Origin of the sequence: Agromyces subbeticus DSM 16689 (assembly GCF_000421565.1) — a bacterium.
GTDB classification, from domain to species: domain Bacteria; phylum Actinomycetota; class Actinomycetes; order Actinomycetales; family Microbacteriaceae; genus Agromyces; species Agromyces subbeticus.
Window position 1 is genome coordinate 110,369 of sequence record NZ_ATXG01000001.1, and the last position, 23,261, is coordinate 133,629.

At 70.8% G+C, this 23,261-nt stretch carries 22 protein-coding genes; 7 read left to right on the top strand and 15 right to left on the bottom strand.

All coding sequences use genetic code 11. From position 1 onward, the window contains the following. Positions 1-54: 54 nt before the first annotated feature. Genes H521_RS0100430 through H521_RS24765 form a run of 4 tightly spaced genes read left to right on the top strand, consistent with a single transcriptional unit; the run spans position 55 to position 2,809 of the window. Entirely contained in the window at positions 55-735 is a 681-nt protein-coding gene (locus tag H521_RS0100430; protein ID WP_026481728.1) for a TetR/AcrR family transcriptional regulator, read from the top strand. Further along, positions 732-1,355, top strand: a complete 624-nt coding sequence (locus H521_RS0100435; RefSeq protein WP_022891062.1) for a hypothetical protein — start codon at positions 732-734, stop codon at positions 1,353-1,355. The genes H521_RS0100430 and H521_RS0100435 overlap by 4 nt, the downstream gene beginning before the upstream one ends. 10 nt (positions 1,356-1,365) lie before the next feature. After that, entirely contained in the window at positions 1,366-2,415 is a 1,050-nt protein-coding gene (gene lplAB / locus H521_RS0100440) for a lipoate-protein ligase LplAB (RefSeq protein ID WP_022891063.1), read from the top strand. Positions 2,416-2,473: 58 nt separating this feature from the next. After that, entirely contained in the window at positions 2,474-2,809 is a 336-nt protein-coding gene (locus H521_RS24765; RefSeq protein WP_022891064.1) for a hypothetical protein, read from the top strand. Positions 2,810-2,814: 5 nt separating this feature from the next. Here H521_RS24765 and H521_RS0100450 read toward each other — a convergent pair whose 3' ends face one another. Further along, positions 2,815-3,426 (bottom strand): TetR/AcrR family transcriptional regulator, encoded by a 612-nt coding sequence (locus H521_RS0100450; protein ID WP_022891065.1) that lies wholly within the window; start codon positions 3,424-3,426, stop codon positions 2,815-2,817. A gap of 104 nt (positions 3,427-3,530) precedes the next feature. Between H521_RS0100450 and H521_RS0100455 the strand changes: the two genes are divergently transcribed. From H521_RS0100455 to H521_RS0100465, 3 genes are all read left to right on the top strand, one after another. Next, positions 3,531-5,021, top strand: a complete 1,491-nt coding sequence (locus tag H521_RS0100455; protein ID WP_022891066.1) for an APC family permease — start codon at positions 3,531-3,533, stop codon at positions 5,019-5,021. Then, positions 5,018-6,721: an amidohydrolase gene (locus H521_RS0100460; RefSeq protein ID WP_022891067.1), complete on the top strand. Its 1,704-nt coding sequence runs from the start codon at positions 5,018-5,020 to the stop codon at positions 6,719-6,721. Before H521_RS0100455 ends, H521_RS0100460 begins: the two co-directional genes overlap by 4 nt. 80 nt (positions 6,722-6,801) lie before the next feature. After that, positions 6,802-7,692: a DNA-methyltransferase gene (locus H521_RS0100465; RefSeq protein WP_022891068.1), complete on the top strand. Its 891-nt coding sequence runs from the start codon at positions 6,802-6,804 to the stop codon at positions 7,690-7,692. Positions 7,693-7,818: 126 nt separating this feature from the next. Here H521_RS0100465 and idi read toward each other — a convergent pair whose 3' ends face one another. The 14 genes from idi to H521_RS0100530 all read right to left on the bottom strand — a co-directional run bounded on the left by idi (position 7,819) and on the right by H521_RS0100530 (position 23,068). Further along, a complete protein-coding gene (gene idi, locus H521_RS0100470; RefSeq protein WP_022891069.1) occupies positions 7,819-8,376 on the bottom strand; it encodes an isopentenyl-diphosphate Delta-isomerase in 558 nt (185 codons plus the stop codon). Continuing rightward, a complete protein-coding gene (locus tag H521_RS0100475; protein WP_022891070.1) occupies positions 8,373-9,803 on the bottom strand; it encodes an alkaline phosphatase family protein in 1,431 nt (476 codons plus the stop codon). Before H521_RS0100475 ends, idi begins: the two co-directional genes overlap by 4 nt. Then, positions 9,800-10,990 carry a metabolite traffic protein EboE gene (gene eboE / locus H521_RS20580; RefSeq protein ID WP_022891071.1) on the bottom strand — a complete coding sequence of 397 codons (1,191 nt, stop codon included), beginning with the start codon at positions 10,988-10,990 and terminating at the stop codon, positions 9,800-9,802. The genes H521_RS0100475 and eboE overlap by 4 nt, the downstream gene beginning before the upstream one ends. Beyond that, a complete protein-coding gene (locus tag H521_RS0100485) occupies positions 10,990-11,868 on the bottom strand; it encodes a TatD family hydrolase (protein ID WP_022891072.1) in 879 nt (292 codons plus the stop codon). The genes eboE and H521_RS0100485 overlap by 1 nt, the downstream gene beginning before the upstream one ends. A gap of 2 nt (positions 11,869-11,870) precedes the next feature. Next, positions 11,871-12,527, bottom strand: a complete 657-nt coding sequence (locus H521_RS26195) for an EboA domain-containing protein (RefSeq protein WP_211215454.1) — start codon at positions 12,525-12,527, stop codon at positions 11,871-11,873. Further along, positions 12,524-13,366 carry a sugar phosphate isomerase/epimerase family protein gene (locus tag H521_RS26200; RefSeq protein WP_211215455.1) on the bottom strand — a complete coding sequence of 281 codons (843 nt, stop codon included), beginning with the start codon at positions 13,364-13,366 and terminating at the stop codon, positions 12,524-12,526. The genes H521_RS26195 and H521_RS26200 overlap by 4 nt, the downstream gene beginning before the upstream one ends. Beyond that, positions 13,363-14,292, bottom strand: a complete 930-nt coding sequence (locus H521_RS0100495) for an SCO3242 family prenyltransferase (protein ID WP_026481731.1) — start codon at positions 14,290-14,292, stop codon at positions 13,363-13,365. Before H521_RS0100495 ends, H521_RS26200 begins: the two co-directional genes overlap by 4 nt. After that, positions 14,289-15,635: an inositol-3-phosphate synthase gene (locus H521_RS20590; RefSeq protein WP_022891074.1), complete on the bottom strand. Its 1,347-nt coding sequence runs from the start codon at positions 15,633-15,635 to the stop codon at positions 14,289-14,291. Before H521_RS20590 ends, H521_RS0100495 begins: the two co-directional genes overlap by 4 nt. Beyond that, positions 15,632-16,813, bottom strand: coding sequence for a polyprenyl synthetase family protein (locus H521_RS20595; protein WP_022891075.1), 1,182 nt, complete (start codon positions 16,811-16,813; stop codon positions 15,632-15,634). Before H521_RS20595 ends, H521_RS20590 begins: the two co-directional genes overlap by 4 nt. A 346-nt stretch (positions 16,814-17,159) precedes the next feature. Next, the gene (locus H521_RS0100510; RefSeq protein ID WP_022891076.1) at positions 17,160-18,176 is read right to left on the bottom strand and encodes a LacI family DNA-binding transcriptional regulator; all 1,017 of its coding nucleotides are present in this window, start codon (positions 18,174-18,176) and stop codon (positions 17,160-17,162) included. A gap of 26 nt (positions 18,177-18,202) precedes the next feature. Beyond that, positions 18,203-19,696: a glycoside hydrolase family 1 protein gene (locus tag H521_RS0100515; protein WP_022891077.1), complete on the bottom strand. Its 1,494-nt coding sequence runs from the start codon at positions 19,694-19,696 to the stop codon at positions 18,203-18,205. Next, positions 19,693-20,523, bottom strand: a complete 831-nt coding sequence (locus tag H521_RS20600) for a carbohydrate ABC transporter permease (RefSeq protein WP_051159143.1) — start codon at positions 20,521-20,523, stop codon at positions 19,693-19,695. The genes H521_RS0100515 and H521_RS20600 overlap by 4 nt, the downstream gene beginning before the upstream one ends. Positions 20,524-20,642: 119 nt before the next feature. Then, a complete protein-coding gene (locus H521_RS0100525; RefSeq protein WP_022891079.1) occupies positions 20,643-21,686 on the bottom strand; it encodes a carbohydrate ABC transporter permease in 1,044 nt (347 codons plus the stop codon). A gap of 80 nt (positions 21,687-21,766) precedes the next feature. Then, positions 21,767-23,068, bottom strand: coding sequence for an ABC transporter substrate-binding protein (locus H521_RS0100530; protein WP_026481732.1), 1,302 nt, complete (start codon positions 23,066-23,068; stop codon positions 21,767-21,769). Between the last annotated feature and the right edge of the window lie 193 nt (positions 23,069-23,261).

Here is a 23,261-nt window from a genome sequence, read left to right on the forward strand (position 1 = left end):
GCGACCGTCTCGAAACCAGTGGTGAACTGCTCGCGATCCCGCTATGTTTTGAACATGTTCGAAAATGAGACGGATGCCCCGCGTATGAAGTCCGAACGCACGCGAGCGCTCATCCGCGACACGGCCCTCGCGTCATTCCGCGAGCGCGGCTACGACGAGACGACCGTGCGGCTCATCGCGCACGAGGCGGGCATCTCGCTCGGAAACGCGTACTACTACTTCCCGACGAAGAACCACCTCGTGCAGGAGCTCTACGTCGAGGTGCAGCGCGAGCACCGTTCGGTCGCCGTGCCGTTGCTCGAGACTTCCGATGAGCTCATCGAACGGCTGGGCATCGTCTACCGATCGGGCCTCGCGACGCTCGAGCCGTTCCACGCCTTCGCTCCGGGCTTCCTGTCGGCCGCGGTGTCGCCGCGTTCGCCCATCAACCCCCTCGGCGACGACTCGACCGAGGCCCGCGAACTGTCCGTCGGACTCTTCCGTGACGCAGTGGGCGGGGCGCGGCACTCGCTGCCCGATGACCTCGCCCGTTCCCTGCCCGAGGTGTTCTGGCTCGGCTACCTGCTGCTCGCCCTCTTCTGGGTCTACGACTCGTCACCCGGGCGCGAGCGCACGCTGCGACTGCTCGATCGCGGGCTCAAGCTGCTCGGCATCGCCCTGCCGCTCGCCAGGCTGCCGCTGCTGCGCAAGCCGCTGCGCGAGCTCGTCGAACTGATCGGCGAGGTGCGGGCATGAGCGGGGCAGCCGAGCCGGCCGACGCATCCGACCGTGCCGACGGTCCTGATCCGCGAGACCTCCGCCTCGCCTCGCGCTACGGCATGCTGCTGCGCACACCCGAACTGCCGATGGAATTCAGCTTCAGCGAGTTCGCCCGCGGCGCGGGTCTCGGGTGGTTGGGCTTCCACGCGCTCTTCTCGGTCGGCTATGCCTCAACGGGCCTGGCGATGGCCTTCGCGTCCTTCGCCCAACCCGATCCATCCGGGTCGTTCGGGTCGGCGATCGGGTACGTACCCCTGATGCTCGTCTTCTCGTTCGGCTACGCGATGCCGTGGTCGATCGGGGCGCTCATGCTCTTCGGTCCCGCGGCATGGCTGCTCGGCCGTTCGCTGCGCCGGGTGAGCGCGATGCGATGGCATCTCATCGCCTTCGCCCTGCTCGGGCTCGTCGTGGGTCTCGCGACGAGCGTGATCGCCACCGCGACGATGCAGCTTCCTGGTTCGCAGAGCTCATTCTTCGTGCTCATCGCGACGCCGGCCACGATGATCGCCGTCGCGTTCGGCTGGTGGCGCACCGCATCGTGGGCGCTGCGCGATGATGTCGGCTCCCGGGCGGCGTTCGTGGCGCGGCATCCGTAGGCTGTACCGCATGCACGGTGAATACAAGGTGCCCGGCGGCAAGCTCGTGGTCGTCGACTTCGACGTGACCGACGGCGTCATCCGCAACCCGCGCGTCGCGGGCGACTTCTTCCTCGAGCCCGACGAGGCGCTGGGCGACCTCGACGCCGCGCTCGACGGCCTCTCCGCGGCATCCGACGCCAAGCAGATCGCCGCGGCGCTCACCGCCGGCCTTCGCCACGACGCGGTCATGCTCGGCTTCTCGGCCGAGGCGATCGCGGTCGCGGTGCGCCGGGCGATGACGGATGCCACGAGCTGGGCCGACTACGAATGGGAGATCGTGCACGACGCGGCCGTGCCGCCGCGCACGCACCTCGCCCTCGACGAGGTGCTCGCCACGAGGGTCGGCGAAGGCCGGCGCAAGCCGACGCTGCGGTTCTGGGAGTGGGACGAGTCGGCGGTGGTGATCGGCAGCTTCCAGTCGGTGAAGAACGAGGTCGACCCCGAGGGCGCCGAGAAGCACGGCTTCGAGGTCGTGCGCCGCATCTCGGGCGGCGGGGCGATGATGATGGAGCGCGGCAACGTCGTGACCTACTCGCTCTACGTGCCGGGCGAGCTCGTGCAGGGCATGAGCTTCGCCGACTCCTACGCGTACCTCGACGACTGGGTGCTGCAGGGGCTGCGCGGTCTCGGCATCGAGGCGAGCTATCAGCCGCTCAACGACATCGCGAGCCCGCTCGGCAAGATCGGCGGGGCGGCGCAGAAGCGGCTCGGCTCCGGCGGGGTGCTGCACCACGTGACCATGGCCTACGACCTCGACAACGAGAAGATGCTCGAGGTGCTGCGCATCGGCCGCGAGAAGATCAGCGACAAGGGCATCGCCTCGGCGGCGAAGCGCGTCGATCCGCTGCGCTCGCAGACCGGCCTGTCGCGGGCCGCGATCATCGAGAGCCTGAAGCAGACGTTCACGGCGCTGTACGGTGCGACGCCCGGCACGGTGTCGGCCGATGAGCTCGCCGAGGCCGAGCAGCTCGTCGAGTCGAAGTTCTCGACCCGCGAGTGGCTCTACCGCGTGCCCTGAGCGCCCGGTGAAGCGGCACGCGCGAGGAGTGCTCAGCGATCACCGTTAGAATCGCCGGGTGGATTGGTGGATCTGGCTCGGCATCGCCGTGCTCGTCGCCGCTTTCGTGGCGGTCGCGGTGCGACGAGGCTGGATCGACCTCTCAGACAAGACGAAGCGCGGCGGCGGCGGTGGCGGCGTGATGATGATCGGCGACGAGGTCTTCGCGCCGCGCAAGCACGAGGCGCAGGTCGAGCTCGACCGTCAGAGCCGTCTGCCTGCGCCTGCGCCCGCGCCAGGAGACGGCGACAAGGGCATCGCCTTCGCCGACGACGGGTCGGATGCCTCGCGGCCCGAGCCCGCTCGAGCCGACCGGTTCCGCGGCACCATCCGCATCGACGTCGACCGCGGCTGAGTTCGTCAGGCGCGCGGGAGGCCCGCCGGACAGCCGAGCTGCCCGGCCACCGCGCGCATCGCGGCGGCCGCCTTCTCGACGGTCATGAGCGCGTTGCCGCCGACGATGTGCAGCCCGTAGGCATCTTCGAGCGCGACGAAGGTCATCGCCAGGTCGTCGTCTGAGAGGCCGGGGGAGAAGACGCCCGATGCGCGGCCGGCGGCGATGATGCCGCGGTACGTCTCGAGCTGGCGCAGGTAGAGCTTCTGCACGAGTTCGTCGTGCAGCGTCGAATTGCCGGCCAGCACGTCGAACTCGTAGAGCAGGCTCATCAGCGCATCGTCGGGCCCGCTCGGCAGGCCGGCGTCGATCGCAGCCGCGAGCTGCTCGCGAGGGTCCGCGAGCTCGGCGATCGTGGCATCGCGCACGTCGCAGAACCGTTCGACTCCGGCCGCGTGCGCCTCGACGAGGAGCGCGTCGAGGTCTTCGTAGTAGTAGAGGATCGCCCCGCGGGTGAGGCCGGCTTGCGCCGCGACATCCGTCAGCGACAGCGAGCGCAGCCCGTGCGTGCGCCCCGCCTCATACGTCGCTTCGATGAGGGCCGCCCGCCGTGCTTCCTGCGTGCGTGGGCGTGCCATGTCGTTGACACTATCCGATCGTCGTGCCACACTGCAGGAGTTATTTGACTCAATCGTCAAAAAACCACCGAACGCCCGGATCCCCGACGAAGAGAGACCGAAGCATGTCCAGCCCGAACCCCGCGAGCGGCGCTTCCGCCGCCGCACCGCCCGCACTCGACGCCGCCGCGACGACCACCCACGGCGGGCAGCTCTCGCGCTCGCTCGGCGTGGGCGGCAACGTGCTCATCACGCTCTCGGGCATCTCGCCGGCCTCGAGCGTCTTCATCCTCGGCGGCGCGGCGCTCGCCGGCTACGGCACCGGCGTCTTCTGGGGCTTCGCGCTCGCCGGCGTCATCAGCATCCTCATCGCGTTCTGCTACGCCGAACTCGCGTCGCGGCATCCGATCGCGGGTGGCGACTACTCGCTCGTCAGTCGCGTGCTCGGCCCGGCGGCCGGCGCGGCCGTCTTCTTCATCGGCCTCGTGAGCCTGCCGCTCATCATCGCCATCTTCGCGCTCGGCGTGGCCGACTACCTCGGGGTCGCCATCGCGGGGCTCGACCCGCTCGCGACGGCGCTCATCGTGATCGTGCTCGCCACGGCCACGGCGTGCTTCAACATCCGCACGAACGCCTGGGTGACCGGCGTCTTCCTGATGATCGAGCTCGCTGCCCTCGCCCTGCTCGCCGTGCTCGGCCTCGTGCACGTCGAGCGGCCGATCACCGAGCTGTTCGACCCGCAGGCCCTCGACGCCGCCACCGGCGGGCTCGCGCCGCTCGGCATCGCCGGCCTCGTGCTCGCAGTGACCCAGGGCATCTTCTCGTACAACGGCTACGGCGGCGCCGTCTACTTCGCCGAGGAGACCAGGAACGCCAAGCGCGCGATCGCGCGTGCCGTGCTCTGGAGCGCCGTCATCACGGTGATCGCCGAACTCGTGCCGCTCACCGCCGTGCTGCTCGGCGCCGAGTCGCTCGAGGAGCTCTTCGGTGCCGGACTGCCCGTCGAGAGCTTCCTCGCCGCCCGTGCGGGTGACACGCTGACCGTCGTCGTGCTCATCGCGATCGCGCTCGCCATCATCAACGCGATCATCGCGATCGCCCTGCAGTCGGGCCGGTTGCTCTTCGCCGCCGCCCGCGACCAGGCGATGCCGGCGGCACTCGCACGGCCGCTCGGCCGAGTGTCGCCACGCACCAGCATGCCCGTCGTCGCGACCATCGCCATGGGCGTCATCGCGCTGGCGGCATGCTTCGTGCCCTTCGACGTGCTGCTGAACGCCACCGGTTCGACCCTGGCCTTCAGCTACGGCTTCATCGCGCTCGCGGCGTTCGTCGTGCGACGCACGCCGGCCTCGCCAGGTGCGTACCGCATGCCGTTCTGGCCGGCGCCGCCGGTGCTCGCACTCATCGCAATCGCCACGATCTTCGTGATCGGCATCCTCGACCCGGCGCAGTGGCTCAGTCTCGCGATCGCGTTCGGCATCGTCGCCGCCGGCTTCCTGTACTTCGTGCTGTACCTGCGGCAGCGGCCCGGCGTGCTGCACCTGCTCGCGGCATCCGACGACCCCGACGGCGTCGACGACACGACGGCCTCCACCCCTGAAGGGCGCGACGCATGACGATCGACCTCCTGATCACGGGCGCTCGCGTGCGCACCTTCGACCCGGCGATGCCGTGGGCCGGCGCCGTCGGCATCGAGGGCGATCGCATCGCCTTCGTCGGCGCGGCGACGGATGCCCCGGCGGCGCGCCGAACGATCGACGCGACCGGGCGGCTGGTGACTCCGGGCGTCATCGACAGCCATAATCACCTGCTGCTCGGCTTCGATGCCGACGCCGTCTCGCTCGAGGGCGCCCATGACCTCGTCGAGGTGCGCCGGCGCATCGCCGAGTTCGGCGGGCGCCGGCCCGAGCTCGACTGGGTCTGCGCCGAGAATGCGGTGTACTCGATCGTCGGCGGCCGGCGGCCGAACGCGGCCGACCTCGACGGACTCACCGAGCGGCCGATCTTCGTCACGACGTACGACCAGCACTCCGTCTGGCTGAACCGCGCCGCGCTGCGAGCGCTCGGCATCGCCGACGGCGGAGACATCCCGTGGGGCCGGCCCGAACGCGACGCGCGCACCGGCGAGCCGACCGGCTGGGTGACCGACTTCTACACGAGCGCGATGACCGAGGCGGGTCTCGCTGCGCTGCAACGCGACATCCCGATGTATTCGCCGGAACGCCGCTACCGCAAGCTGTGCGCGAGCATGCGCATGGCCACCTCGCTCGGCATCACGACGGTCGTCGAACCGCAGGTGCCGCTCGCCGAGCTCGGACTCTTCAGTCGGGCGAGCAACGAGGGACGCCTGAGCTCGCGGGTCATCGCAGCGCTCTTCCACCCGGTCGGGGCGGATGCCGCGTTCCGCGCGCAGCTCCGCGAAGCCGTCGACTCGGCGCGCGCCGACGACCGCTTGCGGCTCGGCCCGGTCAAGCTCTACGCCGACGACGTGATCGAGCCGCACACGGCCCTGATGCTCGAGGACTACGCGAACCGACCCGGGGCGCGCGGGCGGCCGAGCTATCCCGGCCGAGAGCTCGTGGGCGTCATCGGCGAGCTCGACCGGCTCGGGTTCCAGACCCACACGCATGCCACCGGCGATGGTGGCATTCGGCTCGCCCTCGACGCGATCGAGCAGGCGGCGCGCAGCAACGGCACCCGCGATCGGCGGCACGGCATCGTGCATGTCGAATGCCTGCATCCCGACGACCTTCCCCGGTTCCGCGAGCTGGGCGTGACGGCGGCCATGCAGCCGCGGCATTGCTCGCCCGACCTCGTGGCCGGCACGTGGATGGAGAACGTCGGCGACGAGCGGTGGGATCGCGCCTGGCGATTCAGGAGCCTGCTCGAGTCGGGCGCAACGGTCGCCTTCTCGAGCGATTGGCAGGTCGGCGAGATGGATCCGCTCGTCGGGCTCTACTCGGCGGCCACGCGCGCCGGTCTCGACGGTTCGGCCGCGTGGACTGCTGGCGAGCGCGTCGGCGTCGATCGCTCGCTCGAGGCGTACACGGTGCATGGAGCCCGGGCCTGGCACCTCGAGCACTCCCTCGGCCGCATCGCACCCGGCATGCTCGCCGACCTCGCCGTGTGGTCGGGCGACCTGACGGCCCACGATCGCGACCCTGCCGCCCTGCTCGACGAGCACGCCGAGCTCACCATCGTCGGCGGCGAGGTGGTGTACTCGGCGGGCGGTGTCGTGGAGGCGCTGGGCCCGGCCGATCTCGACCCCGTCGCGGTCGCGGGCGGTGCTGCCGACGGACACGTGCACGACCACTGATTGCGGCCGGCGGTGCTCGGCGCCGGCGCGGCCACCGCCGGCCGCGTCGGGCAGCCGGCCGTGCCTGCCAGACTGAGCGGGTGAGCTTCGACGAACCCGACCGCATCATCCATGCGGACAACCTCGCCGTGCTGCCGACCCTGCCCGACGGCCGGTTCACGCTCATCTACCTCGATCCGCCGTTCAACACCGGGCGCGCACAATCGCGACAGTCGACCCGCCACGTGCGGCTGGCCGAAACGGATGACGCCGAGCCCGCGCCAGGTTCCGTGGGCGCTGTCGGAACCATCACGGGCTTCGCCGGCAAGCGGTACGAGCGCATCCGCGGCGACCTGCTGCGCTACGACGACCGCTTCGACGACTACTGGGGGTTTCTCGAGCCGCGGCTCGTCGAGGCCTGGCGGCTGCTCGCCGACGACGGCACGCTCTACCTGCACCTCGACTACCGCGAGGCGCACTACGCGAAGGTGCTGCTCGACGCGCTCTTCGGGCGCGAGTGCTTTCTCAACGAGCTGATCTGGGCCTACGACTACGGCGCGAAGGCGAAGCGCAAGTGGCCGACGAAGCACGACACGATCCTCGTCTACGTGAAGAACCCCGCCGCGTACTGGTTCGACTCGACGGCGGTCGACCGCGAGCCGTACATGGCGCCGGGCCTCGTGACACCCGAGAAGGCCGTGCTGGGCAAGCTGCCGACCGATGTCTGGTGGCACACGATCGTCTCGCCGACCGGTCGCGAGAAGACCGGCTATCCGACGCAGAAGCCCGAGGGGATCCTGCGGCGCATCGTGCAGGCGTCGACGCGCGAGGGCGACTGGGTGCTCGACTTCTTCGCCGGCTCGGGCACGACCGGTGCCGTCGCGGCGACCCTCGGCCGGCGCTTCGTGCTCGTCGACGAGAACCCCGAGGCGATCGCCGTCATGAAGGGCCGGTTCACGGATGTCGCGGGGGTCGTGTTCGAGCAGGCGTGATCGAATCCGCCCGACGGAGTACCCGATGAGCGCGGGAGTGCGCGTTCCTGTGAGCATGCAGGGGCCTCGCACGCCGATCGGGTACTCCAGCGAGCGCTCCGACCGCGCGCATGCGTGCGCGCGGGGTCAGCGAAGAACGCCTGCGTCGAGCAAGCCGCGAACCTGCAGCACGCTCCACGGGCTGAGCAGGAAGGGGGCCTCGACGGTCGTGCGGGCGAATGCCGCAGGGTCGACCCACTGCCAGTCCATGACCTCGTCGGGATCGGGCACGGGGTCACCCGTGAGCTCGGCGAAGTACACCGGGCAGACCTCGTTCTCGACGATGCCGTCGGGCGCGACCGCGCGGTAGCGGAAGTCGGGCAGCACCGGTCGCAGCGCGATCGGCGTCAGGCCGAGCTCGGTGGCCAGCCGACGCCGAACGGCCTCCTCGATCGGCTCGCCCGGAGCCGGGTGGCCGCACGCCGTGTTGGTCCAGACCCCGGGCCACGTGCGTTTCAGCAGCGAACGGCGAGTCAGCAGCATCCGCCCGCGCTGGTCGAAGGCGTAGCACGAGAACGCGAGATGCAGCGGGGTGTCGGCGGTGTGCACCTCGGCCTTGTCCATCACGCCGACCGGTTCCCCTGCGGGGTCGAGCAGCACCACCTGCTCGACCGCGGGCGGCGCACCGAGCGGCGACGCGCTCACGGCGAGACCCGCGCCGCCGGCGCCGAGGTTGACGCAGCCGCCGACACCACGCCCGACGCCTGCAGCACGAGGTCGCGCACGCTCGCCGCCGGCACGACCTCGCCCGCCGACCCCCAGAACGGCAGGTTCGCATCCGAGCAGAGCAGCAGTGGCGTGTCGGCGGCGCTCTCGGGCAGCCGCCCGTGCGTGCCGCGTACCCACGAGGGGTCGAGCGGCACGACGTTCATCGCGTACCGCAGGCCGAGCTTCTTACGCGCGAGGCCGAGCCCGGCCTTCGCCTTCGCGAACCGGTCGGCCGGGTCGAAGAACAACTCGGCCGGGTCGTAGCCGGGCTTGCGGTGGATGTCGACGCCGCGCGCGAACTCGGGAGCCCGGTCGTCGTCGAGCCAGTAGTAGTACGTGAACCATGCGCCGGGCTCGGCGACCACGACGAGCTCGCCCGAACGCTCGTGGTCGAGGCCGTAGCGTGCCTGCGCGGCGCGGTCGAGCACCTCGTCCACCCCGGGGAGCGCCTCGATCACCTCGCGCACCCGGCGCAGGTCGGCGTCGTCGGCCACGTAGACGTGCGCCACCTGGTGATCGGCGACGGCGAACGCCCGAGAGGTCCACGGGTCGAGCTGCTCGCGGCCGTCTTGCGTGTAGACCTCGAGCAGCCCCTCTCGGCGCAGGGCGCGATTGATGTCGACCGGATGCCGCGCCTCGGCGATGCCGTACTCGGCGACCGCGATCACGGTGACGCCCGATGCGGCCGCATCGTCGAGGAGGGGAGCGAGCGCCGCGTCGAGTTCGGCGGCGGCGGCGTCGGCTTCCGGCCCGTCGGGGCCGAAGCGCTGCAGGTCGTAGTCGAGGTGCGGCAGGTAGGCCATCACAAGGTCGGAGCGCTGCTCGCGCATGATCTTGCGCGTCGCCTCGACGATCCACCGGGTCGAGGCGATCGTGGCGGTCGGGCCCCAGTACTGGAAGAGCGGGAACTCGCCGAGCGCGCCGACGAGTTCGTCGTGCAGCGCAGGCGGTCGCACGTAGGCGTCGGGCGACTTGCGACCGTCGGCGTGGTAGATCGGTCGCGGGGTCACGGTGATGTCGGTCGTGGCGCCCATCGCGTACCACCAGCCGACGTTCGCGGCGGTGAACCCGGGCCGTGCCTTTCGCGCTGTCTCCCAGACCTTCTCGCCCTGCACGAGCCTGTTGTGCTGGCGCCAGAGATGCACCTCGCCCTGGTCGCGGAAGTACCAGCCGTTGCCGACGATGCCGTGCTGTGCGGGAGCGAGGCCGGTGAGCATCGTCGACTGCACGCTGCAGGTCACGGCGGGCAGCACGGTGCCGAGCCGGGTCTGGGCGCCCGACGCGGCCATGGCGCGGAGCCTCGGCATGTGCGAGAGCGCGCGCGGGGTCAGGCCGACGACGTCGAGCAGCAGAACGGATATCACGAGAGCACCTCCGAGGATGGGCGAACGGTGGCCGGGGCACTGCCCGGAGCGGATGCGGGCGAAGCTGGAAGCGAGGCGCCGAGCAGTTCGTCGGCCGCCCAGCGCACCTCGGCGGCGATGCCGGCGACGAGGTCGTCGACGCCACCCGGCAGCACGCTCCAGGTGTAGGTCTCGACGTCGAGGTGCGCCTCGTCGCCGTGGGGGATGCCGCGAACGGCCGCGACCGCGGCACGCAGCACCTCGGTCGTCGCCGAGATCGGCGCGCTCGGCGCGAGGTGCAGGGGCACGTGGAAGTGCACGCGCCACGGGCCGTCGGCCGGCAGCTCGGCGAGCGCCTCGGGCAGGTCGTCGACGGCGAGCACCGTGCCGTCGGGCGAGAGCTCGCGGGTCTGGTGCAGGTAGCGCTGCTCGACGAAGGCGGCGACGGCCTCGCGGTTCGCCGGGTCGCCCGGGTGCTCGACGTGCAGCGCGGCCGAGGCCTGCACCTTCACGACGCGGAGGCCCGCTTCGGCGATCTGCCGCACGGCGGCGACGGGGTCGGCGAACGAGACAGCCAGGTGGCACGTGTCGAGGCAGATGCCGATGAACTCGGGGTCGACGCCCTCGGCCACGCGCGGCGAGAGCCAGCGCACGACGTCGTCGACGGTGTCGAGCGTGCAGCCGGGCTCGGGTTCGATCGCGAGGCGCACGGTGCGGCCGGTCTCGTCGCGGAGCGCACGGAGCTCGCGCGACACGTGCACGAGCGCCTCGGTCGCGCGCGCGTCGTCGTCGGCGGTCCACGGCTCGCGCCAGCCGAGCGGCAGCGTCGAGATGCTGCCGGATGCCCCGGCGGGCAGCAGCTCGGCGAGCACGCGCGCGCAGTCGAGGGTGTAGGTGGCGCGGCGCGGGTCGGTCCAATCGGGACGGTACACGTCGAGCTTCACGACCTCGGCGTGGAACGCGCTGTACGGGAATGCGTTGACCGTGCGGAGTTCCAGCCCGTTGGCGTCGAGCCGTTCGCGCAGCCGCTCCCGATCGGCCTCGCTCGACGCGAGCCGGAGGGCCAGCTCGGCGGGCAGCCAGAGCCCGACACCGAGTCGATCGAGACCGGCCTGGCCACGCACCGGGCCGGCGAAGGCGTCGAGCTGCTCGAGCACTCCCTCGAGGTCTTCGGCGGGGTGCACGTTGGTGCAGTACGAGAGCTCCATCAGGCCCTCGCCCCGCGCAGCACGGAGTTGCCCTCGAACGTCGCGCCCGAGACATCCGTCGCCCCGTCGTCGAACCCCGGCACGGGGTCGAGGTGCAGTCGCCCGCTCTGACAGTAGAAGGCGACCGGGTTCTGCCACAGCACCACGTCGACCTCGTGCTCGGTGAAGCCGGCGTCGAGCATGGCCTGGCCTGTCTTGCGGGTCTTCAACGGGTCGGAGTTGCCCCAGTCGGCGGCGGAGTTCACCAGCATGCGCTCGGTGCCGTGCTCGCGCAGGATCGCGACCATGCGCGCCTCGTCCATCTTCGTGTCGGGGTAGATCGAGAAGCCCATCCAGCAGCCGCTGTCGGCGACGGCCGCGACCGTGGTCTCGTTGAGGTGGTCGACGACGACCATCTCGGGGGCGATGCCGGCGTCGCGAATGACGTCGAGGGTGCGCAGTGTGCCGGCCGCCTTGTCGCGGTGCGGGGTGTGCACCATCGCGGGCAGCTCGAAGTCGCGGGCGAGCGCGAGTTGGGCGATGAAGACCTCGTCTTCGGCGGCGGTCATCGAGTCGTAGCCGAGTTCGCCGACGGCCACGACCCCGTCTTTCGAGAGGTAGCGCGGCAGCACGTCCAGCACCTCGCGGCAGCGCGGGTCGTTCGCCTCCTTCGGGTTCAGGCCGATCGTGCAGTGGTGGCGGATGCCGTACTGCGCCGCGCGGAACCGCTCCCAGCCGATCAGCCCGTCGAAGTAGTCGACGAAGCTGCCGACGTTCGTGCGGGGCTGCCCGAGCCAGAACGACGGCTCGACGACCGCGCGCACGCCGGCGAGGTACATGGCCGCGTAGTCGTTCGTCGTGCGCGCGCTCATGTGGATGTGCGGGTCGAAGATGCGCATGGTCAGCCTCCCGGCGTGGTCTGGATCGTGGCGAGTCGGGTCATGTCGGCGTTGATGTCGCGGCCGGCGGCACGGCGCTCGGCGATCAGGGCGGCGGCCATTCGCGCGAGCTCGGCGTCGCCGCGCTCGTCGATGCCCGCGGCCGCCTCGAGCGGGATACCCATGAAGAGCGCCTTCAGCACGCCGTGACGCCAGCCGTGCTGGTCGAGGTGCGCCGCGGCGAAGGCGCCGAGGGCCGCGGCGACGAGGCGCGGGTCGTTGGTGCGGAGGGCATCGGCGACGAGTTCGCGACCGGCCGCGGCGATGGGTTCGGCGAGGGCTGGTTCGGCGAGGGCCGGCTCGGTGCGGGCCGGCGTTGCAAGCGCGGCCTCGGCGTTCAAACCGCAGAGCACGCCGCGTCGCTCGGCGTCGTCGCCGTGGCGGTACAGGTCGGTGAGGGCCGCGCCCGCAGTCTCGGCGTCGACGGCGGCGATCAGCGCCTGCACGAGCGCGGCGCGGGCGGCATCGTCATCGGTGCCGTGCACGAGCCCGAGCGGGTCGGCGTCGGGCTCGATGGGATCGCGGCCGACCGAGCGCCCGGCGGCGGGGAACAGCGCCGAGATGCGCTGGGGTTCGGCGGTCACGTCGTCGACCGCCGCGATCGTCCATGGGTGCGTCATCGTTCCTCCAGTGCGTCGCGAATGGCACGGATGCCGCGGGCTGCAGCGCCCGGCGCATCGTGCGAGTGCCGGGGCAGCTCGATGGCGGCGACGCCCCGGTAGTCGATCTCGTGCAGGGTGGCCAGAGCCGCTGCGAGATCGAGCTGCCCGTGCCCGAGCTCGAGGTGCTCGTGCACGCCAGGCAGCATGTCGTCGACCTGCACGTTCACGAGCAGCCCGCCCGCGGCGCGGAGCGCACCGACGACCCCCTCGGGCTCGACCGCGACGCAGTGGCCGAGGTCGACCGTGATGCCGAACGCGGCGGGCGCGCCGAGTTCGCCGCGTAGGCGCAGCGCGTCGGCGACGGTCTCGACGAGCATGCCGGGCTCGGGCTCGAAGCCGAGGCGCACCCCGGCGGTGTCGGCGAGTTCGACGATCCCGCCCATGCGCTCGACGAGCATCGACCAGGCATCGGCCGGACTGACGTCGCCCGGCACGACGCCCGACCAGAGCGAGACGCAGTCGGCGCGCAGCGCGGCGGCCAGTTCGATGGCGCGGGCGAGAAACCGCAGCCGCGGCTCGGCGTCGAGGTCGACGAGGGTCGGCCGGTGCTTGACGAACGGGTCGAGCAGGTAGCGACTGCCGGTCTCGACGACGACGGGCCAGCCGAGCTCGTCGAGGTGGGTGCGCAGCCGTGCGGCACGCTCGAACGCGTCGTCGGCGAACGGGTCGAGGTGCGGGTGGCCGAGCGTCAGGGCGAGCGCGCCGTAGCCGTTGGCCTCGAGCACCGTGAGCGTGTCGTCGAGGGTGTGGTCGGCGAAGCCGTTGGTGCCGTAGCCGATGCTGAAGCCCGTGCTCATGTCACGTCGCCCCGCTTGCGACGTGCAGAGAGGGCGCGTCGGGCCACGTCGACACCCGCGAGCACCGCAGCGGGACCGAGGGCTCCGGTACGGGCGACGAGGGCGGTCTGCAGCGGGATCATCGCGCCGATGCCCGATCGGGTCGCCGTGCGCACGTTGCCGGCCGACGGGTCGTCGAGCGAGCGCAGCTGCGTCGGCAGCGTGGCCGCGAGATAGGCGGCGGTCGCCGTGATCGTCGCGAGCGTCGATCCGATGCGCCAGGCGGTCGACGGCTTTCCCGAAGCATCCGTGCCCCTCGCCGCGGAGCGCGCCGTGACGGCCCCGGGGTCGCCGGCCACGGCCGCCGCGGCGCTCGCCGCCGTGATCGCGAGGTTCGCGCCGGCGACGCCGACGGATCCGCCGTGCACCTCGCCGCGCGACTGCAGCGTGAGGCCGGCCGTGTGCAGGGCGACCGTCGCGGCGGCGGGAAGCGCCCGACGGGCGCCGCCCGCGCCCATCATGACGTCGAGACCGCGACACGCGGCCATCGACAGCGGCCCGAGCGGCGTCGACTTCGCGGCGGTGTTGTAGAGCACGATCGCGCCGACGAGGGGAACCGCGACGCCGAGCCCGCGCCGCCCGCCGCCTGCGCCCGCGAGCACGAGGCCCGCCGCGAAGCATCCGCTGACGACCGCGATCGCCTGACCCGCAGAGACCCGTCCCGACGGAATCGGGCGCTCGGGGCGCTCCTCGGCGTCGAGCTCGCGATCGGCGTAGTCGTTCAAGGCCATGCCGCCGCTGTAGAGCAGCACGGATGCCGCGGGCAGGAGCCAATGCCGACCGGTGAAGCGAGCGCCGCCCGCGTGGCCGCCCGCCAGGGTGTCGCCGATCACCGTCAGTGCGGCGGGCGCGCGAACGAGGTCGAGGATGTCGGCGAACGACGTCATGCCGGCGTCACGGCCGACCGGGTCGTGGCGAGCAGGTGCGCCCCCGTGGCGTGCGCCCACTCGCGCAGCGCGATCGTCTGCTGCGAGAAGTCGTGCACGTCGCTGCCCCAGGGCTCCTTGAAGAAGAAGCCGAGCTCGGCGACGACGCCGCGCTGGCCGGCGGCCGCTGCGAGCGTGAGCAGGCGCGAGATGTCGAGGATGAGCGGTGCGGCGAGCATCGAGTCGTAGGCGGTCCAGATCGTCTGCATGGTGATGCGCGACGAGAGGAAGCCCTCGGCGTGGATGTGGTCCCACGCCGTCTTCACATCGCCGAGGTCGGGCACGTTGTCGATGTGCAGGGGTGCGACGACGTGGTCGCCGACGAGGCTGACGAGCCCGCGGGTCTTGGTCGCGAGCTTGCTCTGCACGGCCTCGGGGTCGGCGAGCGTCGCGCCGTCACCGCCGCCGAGGAGGTTCGAGCCCGCCCACGAGAGCACGCGCATGCCCCTCGCGTTGAACATCGGGGCGAGCGCCGTGCGCAGCAGCGTCTCGCCGGTCTTGCCGTCCTGGCCGGCGAAGGCGATGCCGCGCTCGGCAGCGAGGGTGCGAAGGGCGGGAAGGCCGATTCCCGCCGACGGCGTGAAGCACGCGTAGGCGCTGCCCGACTCGATCGCGGCGAGTGCGGCGACCGAGCTCGCGGGCAGCAGGGCGAGCTCGGGGTTCTCGATCGCCGCGAGCAGCAGGGCCGGGTCGTGGAACTCGACGTGGTCTTCGGGAATCGGCTCGGTCGACGACACGTCGATCACGACGACGCGGCCGAGGTCGTGGCGCTCGCGGAAGTCGGCGATGTCGGCGGCCATGCGGCGCACCGCGTCGGCCTGCGAGCCGGTGTGGCTCCGGCGGTCGTAGCCGTGGCGGATCTCGGCGTCGGTACGCGCGAGCGTCTCACTCGTGCCTGCCACGAAGCGGTGGGCGAGCATGCCCGAGTCGACCATCGACTGCGCCCGATCGACGAGCGGCGTCGTGCTGACGTCGTGGCCACCGATCACGAGGTCGGTGAACGCCGGCAGCGGAACGCCGGCGAAGGCCGCACCCGCGGTCGTGCAGCCGGTCGGCGGGGCGAGCTCGGCGACCATCGCGTGCAGGCCCACGGCGACGACGGTGCCGATCGAGCCTCGTGCGCCGATCAGCCAGACGCCGACCCGGCCGCCCTGCCACACGTCGTCGTTCATGGCGTTCGCTGCGGTCTCTGAGTGCGTCACGTCGTTCCTCCAGGTCGTGTCTTCGGTCGTGTCGGTCGTGCTCGTCGTGTCGGTGGTGTCGTTCGAGTCGGTGGTGCGGCTCGGGTCGGTGGAGTCGTTCAACTCGTGCGCCCCCGCAGGGATCGCGCGAGATCGGTGAGGTAGCCGGCGAGCCGAGCGGGCAGCCCGGCCTCGGCGAGACGGATGCCGCGAGCGACGTGCTCATCGATCGTGCGCGAGACCGCCTCGCGTGCTCCGGTGCGCGCCACGATGTCACGCACCGCGTCGACGTCGGCCTCGCTCGCCGCAACCGCCCCGAGGGTCGCCTCGAGCACCGACCGTTCGGCGGCCCCGGCGCGGCCGTACGCGAGGCGCACGTGCTCGGTGCGCTTGCCCTGCCGCACGTCGGAGAGCACCGACTTGCCGGTCGCCGCGGCCGTCCCGAACAGGCCGAGCTCGTCGTCGGCGAGTTGGTAGGCGATGCCGAACGCGATGCCGATCTGCTGCAGGCACGTCAGTTCGGCGGGCGAGGCGCCGCCGCTCGCGATCGCCCCGAGCCGCAGCGGGAGCGCGACGCTGTAGACGGCGGTCTTCAGCTCGGCGACGAGGAGCGGCGACGAGTCGCCCGGCCCGACGAGCTCGGATCTGACATCGAGCAGCTCGCCCGCAATCGTCAGCTCGAGGGCGGCGGATGCCTCGGCGGCGAGTCGTTGCTGCACCGCCGCGGGCGCCGGGGCCCCGAGCAGCGCGAGGTTCGCTGCGTTGAGGGCGAGATCACCGGCGAGTACGCCAGCGGTGAGCGCCTGTCGCTCGGCCGCACGCTCGGAGAGACCCGCGCGGAGGCCGGCGTCGGCGTAGCGCGCGATGAGGTTGGGCACGCCGTGCCGCACGCGATCGCCGTCGATGATGTCATCGTGCATGCAGAGGCCGAGGTGCAGCAACTGCTGGGCGCCGGCGACCTCGGCGAGCAGCGCGTCATCGGTGCCGCCGAGGCCGAGGAAGGCCGCAGCGACGAGTCGCGGCCGCATGTGCTTGCCGCCGTCGGATGCCCGGGCCTCGGTGATCAGCTCGCCGATGGCGGGATCGATCGGGGCGCACCGTGCATGCACTCGCTGCCAGTGGGCGGCGGTGATCGCCGGTGCCCGGCGGGCGAACTCCTCGACCCGGGCCGTCAGCGACGCGCTCGTCTCGACCGCTGACGCGGTCAGCGATGCGTTCGTCTCTCTCACCGACGCAGTGTCGAGCACCGCCGTGACCGCACCTGCGCCGGGCGCGAATGCCGTTGTCGGGGTGGGCTTCATTGCTGCTCCTCCGTCGACGTTGACAGGCGGTTGTGGCGGGATCTCTTCACGCGATCTGATCGCGCATTGCGTCATCATACGTCGATGCCAACGGCAAGTGTGACCTGTGAGTTACTGAAGATCAGCATACGACGCGCAGAAGTTGGCCGTCAATCGACAGAACTTCCGGATGCACCGTGAAAACTCGGCTGAGATCGCTTCCCGCGCCGCGCACTCTTCTCGTCACCGACGATGTTTCCCGCCCGGGAGGTCATGCGCCGCGCATCCTCCCGGGCGGGAAACGTCGTCGGAACGAGGCGCATGGCGGGAGGAGAGGAGGCGCGCAGCGGGGAGCGCTGGAGGCGGCTCAGCTCGACTGGCGCACCACGAGCTTCGTCGGCAACAGGGTCGTCGGCGGCACGTCGTCGCCCTCGATGAGGCGCACGAGCGTGCGGGCCATCTCGGTGCCCATCTCGATCGACGGCTGGTGCACCGTCGTCAACGGTGGCATCGCGGTGGCCGCGTAGCGGTCGTCGTCGAAGCCGACCACGGCGATGTCCCCCGGCACGGTCAGGCCCGCCTCGGCGATCGCCGAGTAGGCGCCGATCGCCATCTGGTCGTTGGCCGCGAAGACCGCGTCGAGCGACGCATCGCGTTCGAGCAGGCGGCGCATCGCGGTGGCACCCGAGGCCGGGCTGAAGTCACCGAACTCGACGAGGTCCGCCGAGAGACCCGCTCGCTCGAGCACCGAGGTGAAGCCGCGCAGGCGGTCGACGCCGGGTGGCATGTCTTGCGGCCCCGCGATCGTGGCGATGCGCGAGCGGCCGCGGTCGACGAGGTGCTGGGCGGCCAGCTCGGCGCCGTGCAGGTTGTCGACGTCGACCGTGTAGTTGACGCTCTCGGTGGGGTCGAGCGGCCGCCCGCCGAAGACGACGGGCAGCGAGAGGCTGACGTTGGCGTACGAGTGGTCGCCCGTGTGGTGAGAGGCGACGAGCGCCCCGTCGACGTTGCCGCCGAGCAGGTATCGCCGGGTCTTCTCGCTGCCCGTCTCGCTCTCGATGAGCATCGAGAGCGTGTACTCGGTGTTCGCGAGGGCGAGGCCGACGCCCTGCACGAGGGCCGCGAAGAAGGGGTCGTTGAAGACGCGCGAAGTGGACTCGGGCACGACGAGCGCGATCGCCTGCGTGCGCCGGCTCGCGAGCGATCGTGCGGCGCGGTTCGGCACGTAGTTGAGGGCGGCGATCGCCTGCTGCACCACTTCGACGACGTCGGGGCTCACCTTCGGCGACCCGTTCACGACGCGCGAGACGGTCGCACGCGAGACGCCCGCGCGGGCCGCCACCATCTCGAGGGTCGGCGCCTGGCCGGCCGGCACTCCCGTCATGGCGAACCCCCTCACAGTGTTCCGGTTCACCCCACGATAGTCGTCGCGACGGCACCCGCCACGTGCGCCGTGGGCTCGGCCGAAGTCGCCGCGATCAGCGCCGCGAAGGCTCTCGCGCTGTCTTTCGGCGTGCGCTCGAAGGTGTCGTAGTCGACGCGCACGATGCCGAAGCGCTTCTCGTAGCCCCACGCCCACTCGAAGTTGTCGAGCAGCGACCACACGAAGTAGCCGCGCACGTCGGCACCCTGCTCGATCGCCGCGCCGATGGCGTCGACGTGGTCGAGGATGTACGCCGTGCGCTCCACGTCGTGCACGGCGCCGTCGGCCGACACGACGTCGTCGTAGGCGGCACCGTTCTCCGTCACGTACAGCGGGGGCAGATTCGGGTATTCCGCCCCCAGCCGTACGAGCAGGCGAGTGAGACCCGCGGGATTGACCTCCCAGTCCATCGCGGTGCGCGGCAGCCCTCGCGACGGCGTCGAGACGTACTCGCTGCCGGGGAACGGCGAGCGGCCGGGCCGGTCGGTCGGCCGGAGCGACGCCGCGGCATCGGCGGGCAGCGGATGCCCCGAGACGTTGTCGTCGTGATAGTGGTTCACGCCGAGGAAGTCGATCGGCTGCGAGATCTGCTCCAGGTCGCCGGGGAGCACCCGCGAGTCGAGTCCGAATTCCCGTACGTCGGCGAGCAGGTCGGCGGGATATGCCCCGAGCAGCATGGGCTCGAGATACATCCGATTCCACAGCGCGTCGATGCGACGCGCGGCTTCGAGGTCGACGGGGTCGCTCGGGTCGTTCGGCACCGCGTTGGTGAGGTTCAGCGTGATACCGAGACGGATGTCGCGCCCCGCTGCATCCGCGAGGCCCCTCAGATTCTCGACGGCCAGACCGTGCGCGAGATGCTGGTGATGCACAGCCGCGAGCCCGGCGACGGGGTCGTTCAGACCCGGGGCGTGCTCGCCGCCGACGTAGGCGATGAGCGAGGAGCAGAGCGGCTCGTTGAACGTCGTCCAGTGCGTCACGCGGTCGCCGAGTGCGCCGTAGACGGCCTCGGCGTAGTCGGCGAAGCGATACGCCGTGTCGCGGTTCGCCCAGCCGCCCCGCTCCTGCAGGGCCTGCGGCAGATCCCAGTGGTACAGGGTGAGCCAGGGCAGGATGCCGGCGCCGAGCAGTTCGTCGACGAGTCGCGAGTAGAAGTCGAGGCCCTCGTGGTTGACGCTGCGCCCGCCCGGCACGACGCGTGCCCAGCTCGTCGAGAAGCGGTAGGAGTCGAGCCCGAGCGACCGCATGATCGCCACGTCTTCGGGCATGCGCCGGTAGTGGTCGACGGCGCGGTCGGGGGTGTCGCCACCGGCGATCGCCCCGGGCATGCGTGCGAAGGCGTCCCAGATCGAGTCCTCCTTGCCGCCCTCGTGCGCGGCACCCTCGATCTGGGCCGCGGCGGTCGCCGAGCCCCAGATGAAGTCGGCGGGCCAGGTGCGGCCGAACGCCGGGTGGTCGGTGGGGGTGTTGGTCTCGTTCAACCCTTCACAGCTCCTTGCATGATTCCCGAGATGAGTTGCTTGCCCGCCACGATGAAGAGCACGAGCAGCGGCACGGTGGCGAGGATCGCGCCCGTGAGCACGACCGAGTAGTCGACGTAGTAGCCCGACTGCAGCTGGCTGAGTGCCGTCTGCAGCGTCGGGTTGGTCGGGCTCAGCACGATGAGCGGCCAGAGGTAGTCGGTCCACGCCATCATGAACGTGAAGAGGCCGAGGATCGCCATCGCCGGGCGGGCGGCGGGCAGCGCGACGTTGAAGAAGGTGCGGATCTGGTTCGCGCCGTCGACGCGGGCCGCTTCGATGAGCTCGTCGGGAATGACGTCGACGAGGTACTGGCGCATGAAGAAGACACCGAACGCGGTGACCAGCGTCGGCACGATGACGGCGCCGATCGTGCCCGTCCAGCCCAGCTCGCGCATCACCATGAAGAGGGGGATGATGCCGAGCTGCGTCGGGATCGCCATCGTCGCGATCACGAAGACCATGAGGCCGTCGCGCCCGCGGAAGCGGAGCTTGGCGAACGCGTACCCCGCGAGCGTCGAGAACGTCACGACCGAGATCGTGATGACCGCCGAGATGATGATCGAGTTGCCGAGCGCGAGCCAGAACGGAATCGCGTCGAGCACCTTGGAGGCGTTGACGAAGAAGTTGCCGCCGGGGATGAGGGGGAGCGTCTCGCCTCGGGTCGCGTTCGTGCCGCTGCCCACGACGACCGACCACCAGAGGGGGTAGGCGCCGCCGATGATGAAGGCGGCGAGCAGTCCATAGGTGAGGAAGCCCGGGCGGCTTCCGATGCCTGCGGTGCCCATTGCGCGTCGGCGGCGGCGGCCGGGGGTGCCGCTGCCGTCGTCGTAGCGGGGCCGCGCCGGCCGGTCGGGCTCCACGTCGTCGACCATCACTGCGGGGATGGGTTCTGGGGTCAGGGTGCTCATGCCGCTCCTCCTCGGGTGGCGCGCTCGCGCGCTCGGCGGGTGCGGCGGTTGGGCCGGTCACCGCCCGTGGCGATACGGCGGGAGATCAGGAAGTTGACGAGGCCGAACGCGACGATGAGCAGGAACAGCAGCCAGGCGACGGCGGCGGCCTCGCCGAAGTCGCGGCGGAAGAAGGCGAGCTCCCACATGAACAGCACAGTCGTCTGGAACTGTCGGTCGCTGCCGCCGATGCCGCCGGCGGTCGACACGTCGAAGAGGCGCGGCTCGGCGAAGATCTGCAGGCCGCCGATGGTCGCCGTGATGATCACGAAGATGAGCGTCGGCCGAATGGAGGGGATCGTGATCGAGAAGAAGCGGCGCACGGCACCGGCGCCGTCGATCGCGGCCGACTCGTAGAGGTCGCGCGGCACCGACTGCATCGCCGCGAGCAGGATGAGCGCGTTGTAGCCGGTCCACCGGAAGTTCACCATCGTGGCGATCGCCACGTGGCTGAGGAAGGTGTCGTGCTTCCACTGCTGGTCGGCGATGCCGAAGACGTTCAGCAGGTTGTTCACGAGCCCGTCGGCCTCGTTGAAGGCGCTCGAGAAGATGATGGCCACGGCGACGGGGGTCACGATGTAGGGCAGCAGCACGCTCATGCGCCAGAAGGTCGGGGCGCGCAGGCCCTGATCGAGCAGGTAGGCGACGATGAGGGCGATCGTCAGCTGCGGGATCGACGACAGCAGGAAGATGCTGATCGTGTTGCCGATCGAGTTCCAGAACATGCTGTCGCCGAGGATCTCGACGAAGTTCTCGAAGCCGACGAACGGCCCCTGGCCCTTCAGCAGGTCCCACTCGTGCATCGAGACGACGAGCGTGTAGATGAGCGGGAAGAGCCCGACGAGGGCGAAGAGGATGAAGAACGGCGAGACGTAGAAGTAGGGGCTCGCCTTGACGTCGAAGCGCGAGAGGCGCTGACGGAAGGTCAGGGGTTCGGATGCCGCGGCTCGGCGCTGTGGCGTGGGGGTCCCGCTCGCGGGGGGCCGAATGGTCGTGGTCATGCGAAGTCCAGTCGTGGGAGATGGCGGGGGAGGGATGTCCCTCGGGCGGCGTGCCCGAGGGACATCCGTTCCGTTACGGGTTACTCGCCGACGAGCTCGTGCAGCAGCTCGATCGCCTGGTCCCAGGCGACGGTGCCATCGGCTTCGCCGCGGTCGAGCGCCGACAGCGCCGGGCCGAAGACGTTCTCCTGGATCACGGAGTCGTCGGGGCCCTTGAACTGGGCGACGACGCCTTCAGCGCGAGCGGCGAGGATGGCGCCGGTGGGCGCGCCGTTGAAGAACTCGTTCGGCGTCGCCTCGGAGGCGAGGGTCTCCTGCGCGCCGAGCGTGCTCGGGAAGTTGCCGGCCGCTGCCGACTGCTTCACCTGCTGCTCGGGTTGCGTGAGCCAGTCCGCGAGCTTCGCCGCTTCTTCCTTGTGCTCCGACGACTCGGGCACCGAGAGGAATGCGCCGCCCCAGTTGGCTGCGCCACCGGGGAAGACGTCGGCGAAGTCCCAACCGGTGGAGGCGTCGCCGCCGCCGGTCTCGACCTGGCCCTCGACGACACCGAGCATCCAGCCCGGGCAGACGAAGGTGGCGAAGGTGCCGTCGACGAACGACTTGCCGCCGTTCCAGTCCCAAGCGGCCTGCGCGGCCGAGAGGCCGTCGCCGACAGCGCCCGAGAGCAGGTCGAAGTTCGCCTTGAGGTCGGCGTTGTCTTCGACGTTCAGCTCGCCGTCGCTCGTGTAGTAGCCCTCTGGCATCTGGTTGACCATCGAGTTCCAGACGAAGCCCGAGTGGTCGAACCAGGCCTTGCCGGTCGCCTGCTGGTACTGGCGTCCGACGTCGAAGTAGTGCGCCCAGTCGCCGTTCAGCAGTTCGGCGACGCTCTCGCGGTCGCTCGGCAGGCCGGCGGCCTCGAGTGCCGGCCCGTTGTAGCAGATGCCGCTCGGGCCGATGTCGGTGCCGTAGCCGATGACCCGGCCGTCGGCGTCGGTCGCCTGCTCGTACTTCCAGTCGACCCAGTCGCTCTTGCGGTCGGCGATGCCGTAGTCGGTGAGGTCGACGAACTGGTCGGAGACCTCCATGATCGCGCCGAGCCAGCCCTCTTCGATCGCGACGACGTCGGAGAGGCCGGAGCCCGCTGCGAGCTTGGTGAAGGCGTCGGTGCGGGCGTTGCCGCCCGTGTCGATGTTGGTCGCCTCGATCGTGACGCCCGGGTTGGCTTCCTCGTACTCGGTGTAGAGGTCGTCGTATCCGAATGTTCCGAACGTGGTGACGGTCAGTGTGATGTCGCCGTCGCCTTCTTCGCCGCCGCCGGTGGAGCAGGCGGTGGCGAGGAGGGCGATGGATGCCGCGCCGGCGATGGCGACAGCGACCTTCGTGTGGCGTGAGAGCTTCACGGTCACTCCTTTGTGTGTGCGTGGACGGGAATGTGCGCAGTGTGAGAGCGCTCTCTTCGCGTCGCGTGAGAGCGCTCTCACGGTTCGAGATGCGACTCTATGCAGTCGAGCGGTCCGTTGTCAAGAGAGCGCTCTCACGGGCGTCGTTCGTTACTGAGCCGTGACCTCTTCCACTGCCGGAACCGGGGCGCCT

Coding starts and splice junctions, on each gene's coding strand:
- H521_RS0100430 (WP_026481728.1), top strand. CDS start 55: ATGTTCGAAAATGAGACGGATGCCCCGCGTATGAAGTCCGAACGCACG.
- H521_RS0100435 (WP_022891062.1), top strand. CDS start 732: ATGAGCGGGGCAGCCGAGCCGGCCGACGCATCCGACCGTGCCGACGGT.
- lplAB (WP_022891063.1), top strand. CDS start 1,366: ATGCACGGTGAATACAAGGTGCCCGGCGGCAAGCTCGTGGTCGTCGAC.
- H521_RS0100450 (WP_022891065.1), bottom strand. CDS start 3,426: ATGGCACGCCCACGCACGCAGGAAGCACGGCGGGCGGCCCTCATCGAA.
- H521_RS0100455 (WP_022891066.1), top strand. CDS start 3,531: ATGTCCAGCCCGAACCCCGCGAGCGGCGCTTCCGCCGCCGCACCGCCC.
- H521_RS0100460 (WP_022891067.1), top strand. CDS start 5,018: ATGACGATCGACCTCCTGATCACGGGCGCTCGCGTGCGCACCTTCGAC.
- eboE (WP_022891071.1), bottom strand. CDS start 10,990: ATGGAGCTCTCGTACTGCACCAACGTGCACCCCGCCGAAGACCTCGAG.
- H521_RS0100485 (WP_022891072.1), bottom strand. CDS start 11,868: ATGCGCATCTTCGACCCGCACATCCACATGAGCGCGCGCACGACGAAC.
- H521_RS26195 (WP_211215454.1), bottom strand. CDS start 12,527: ATGACGCACCCATGGACGATCGCGGCGGTCGACGACGTGACCGCCGAA.
- H521_RS26200 (WP_211215455.1), bottom strand. CDS start 13,366: ATGAGCACGGGCTTCAGCATCGGCTACGGCACCAACGGCTTCGCCGAC.
- H521_RS0100495 (WP_026481731.1), bottom strand. CDS start 14,292: ATGACGTCGTTCGCCGACATCCTCGACCTCGTTCGCGCGCCCGCCGCA.
- H521_RS20595 (WP_022891075.1), bottom strand. CDS start 16,813: ATGAAGCCCACCCCGACAACGGCATTCGCGCCCGGCGCAGGTGCGGTC.
- H521_RS0100510 (WP_022891076.1), bottom strand. CDS start 18,176: ATGACGGGAGTGCCGGCCGGCCAGGCGCCGACCCTCGAGATGGTGGCG.
- H521_RS20600 (WP_051159143.1), bottom strand. CDS start 20,523: ATGGGCACCGCAGGCATCGGAAGCCGCCCGGGCTTCCTCACCTATGGA.
- H521_RS0100525 (WP_022891079.1), bottom strand. CDS start 21,686: ATGACCACGACCATTCGGCCCCCCGCGAGCGGGACCCCCACGCCACAG.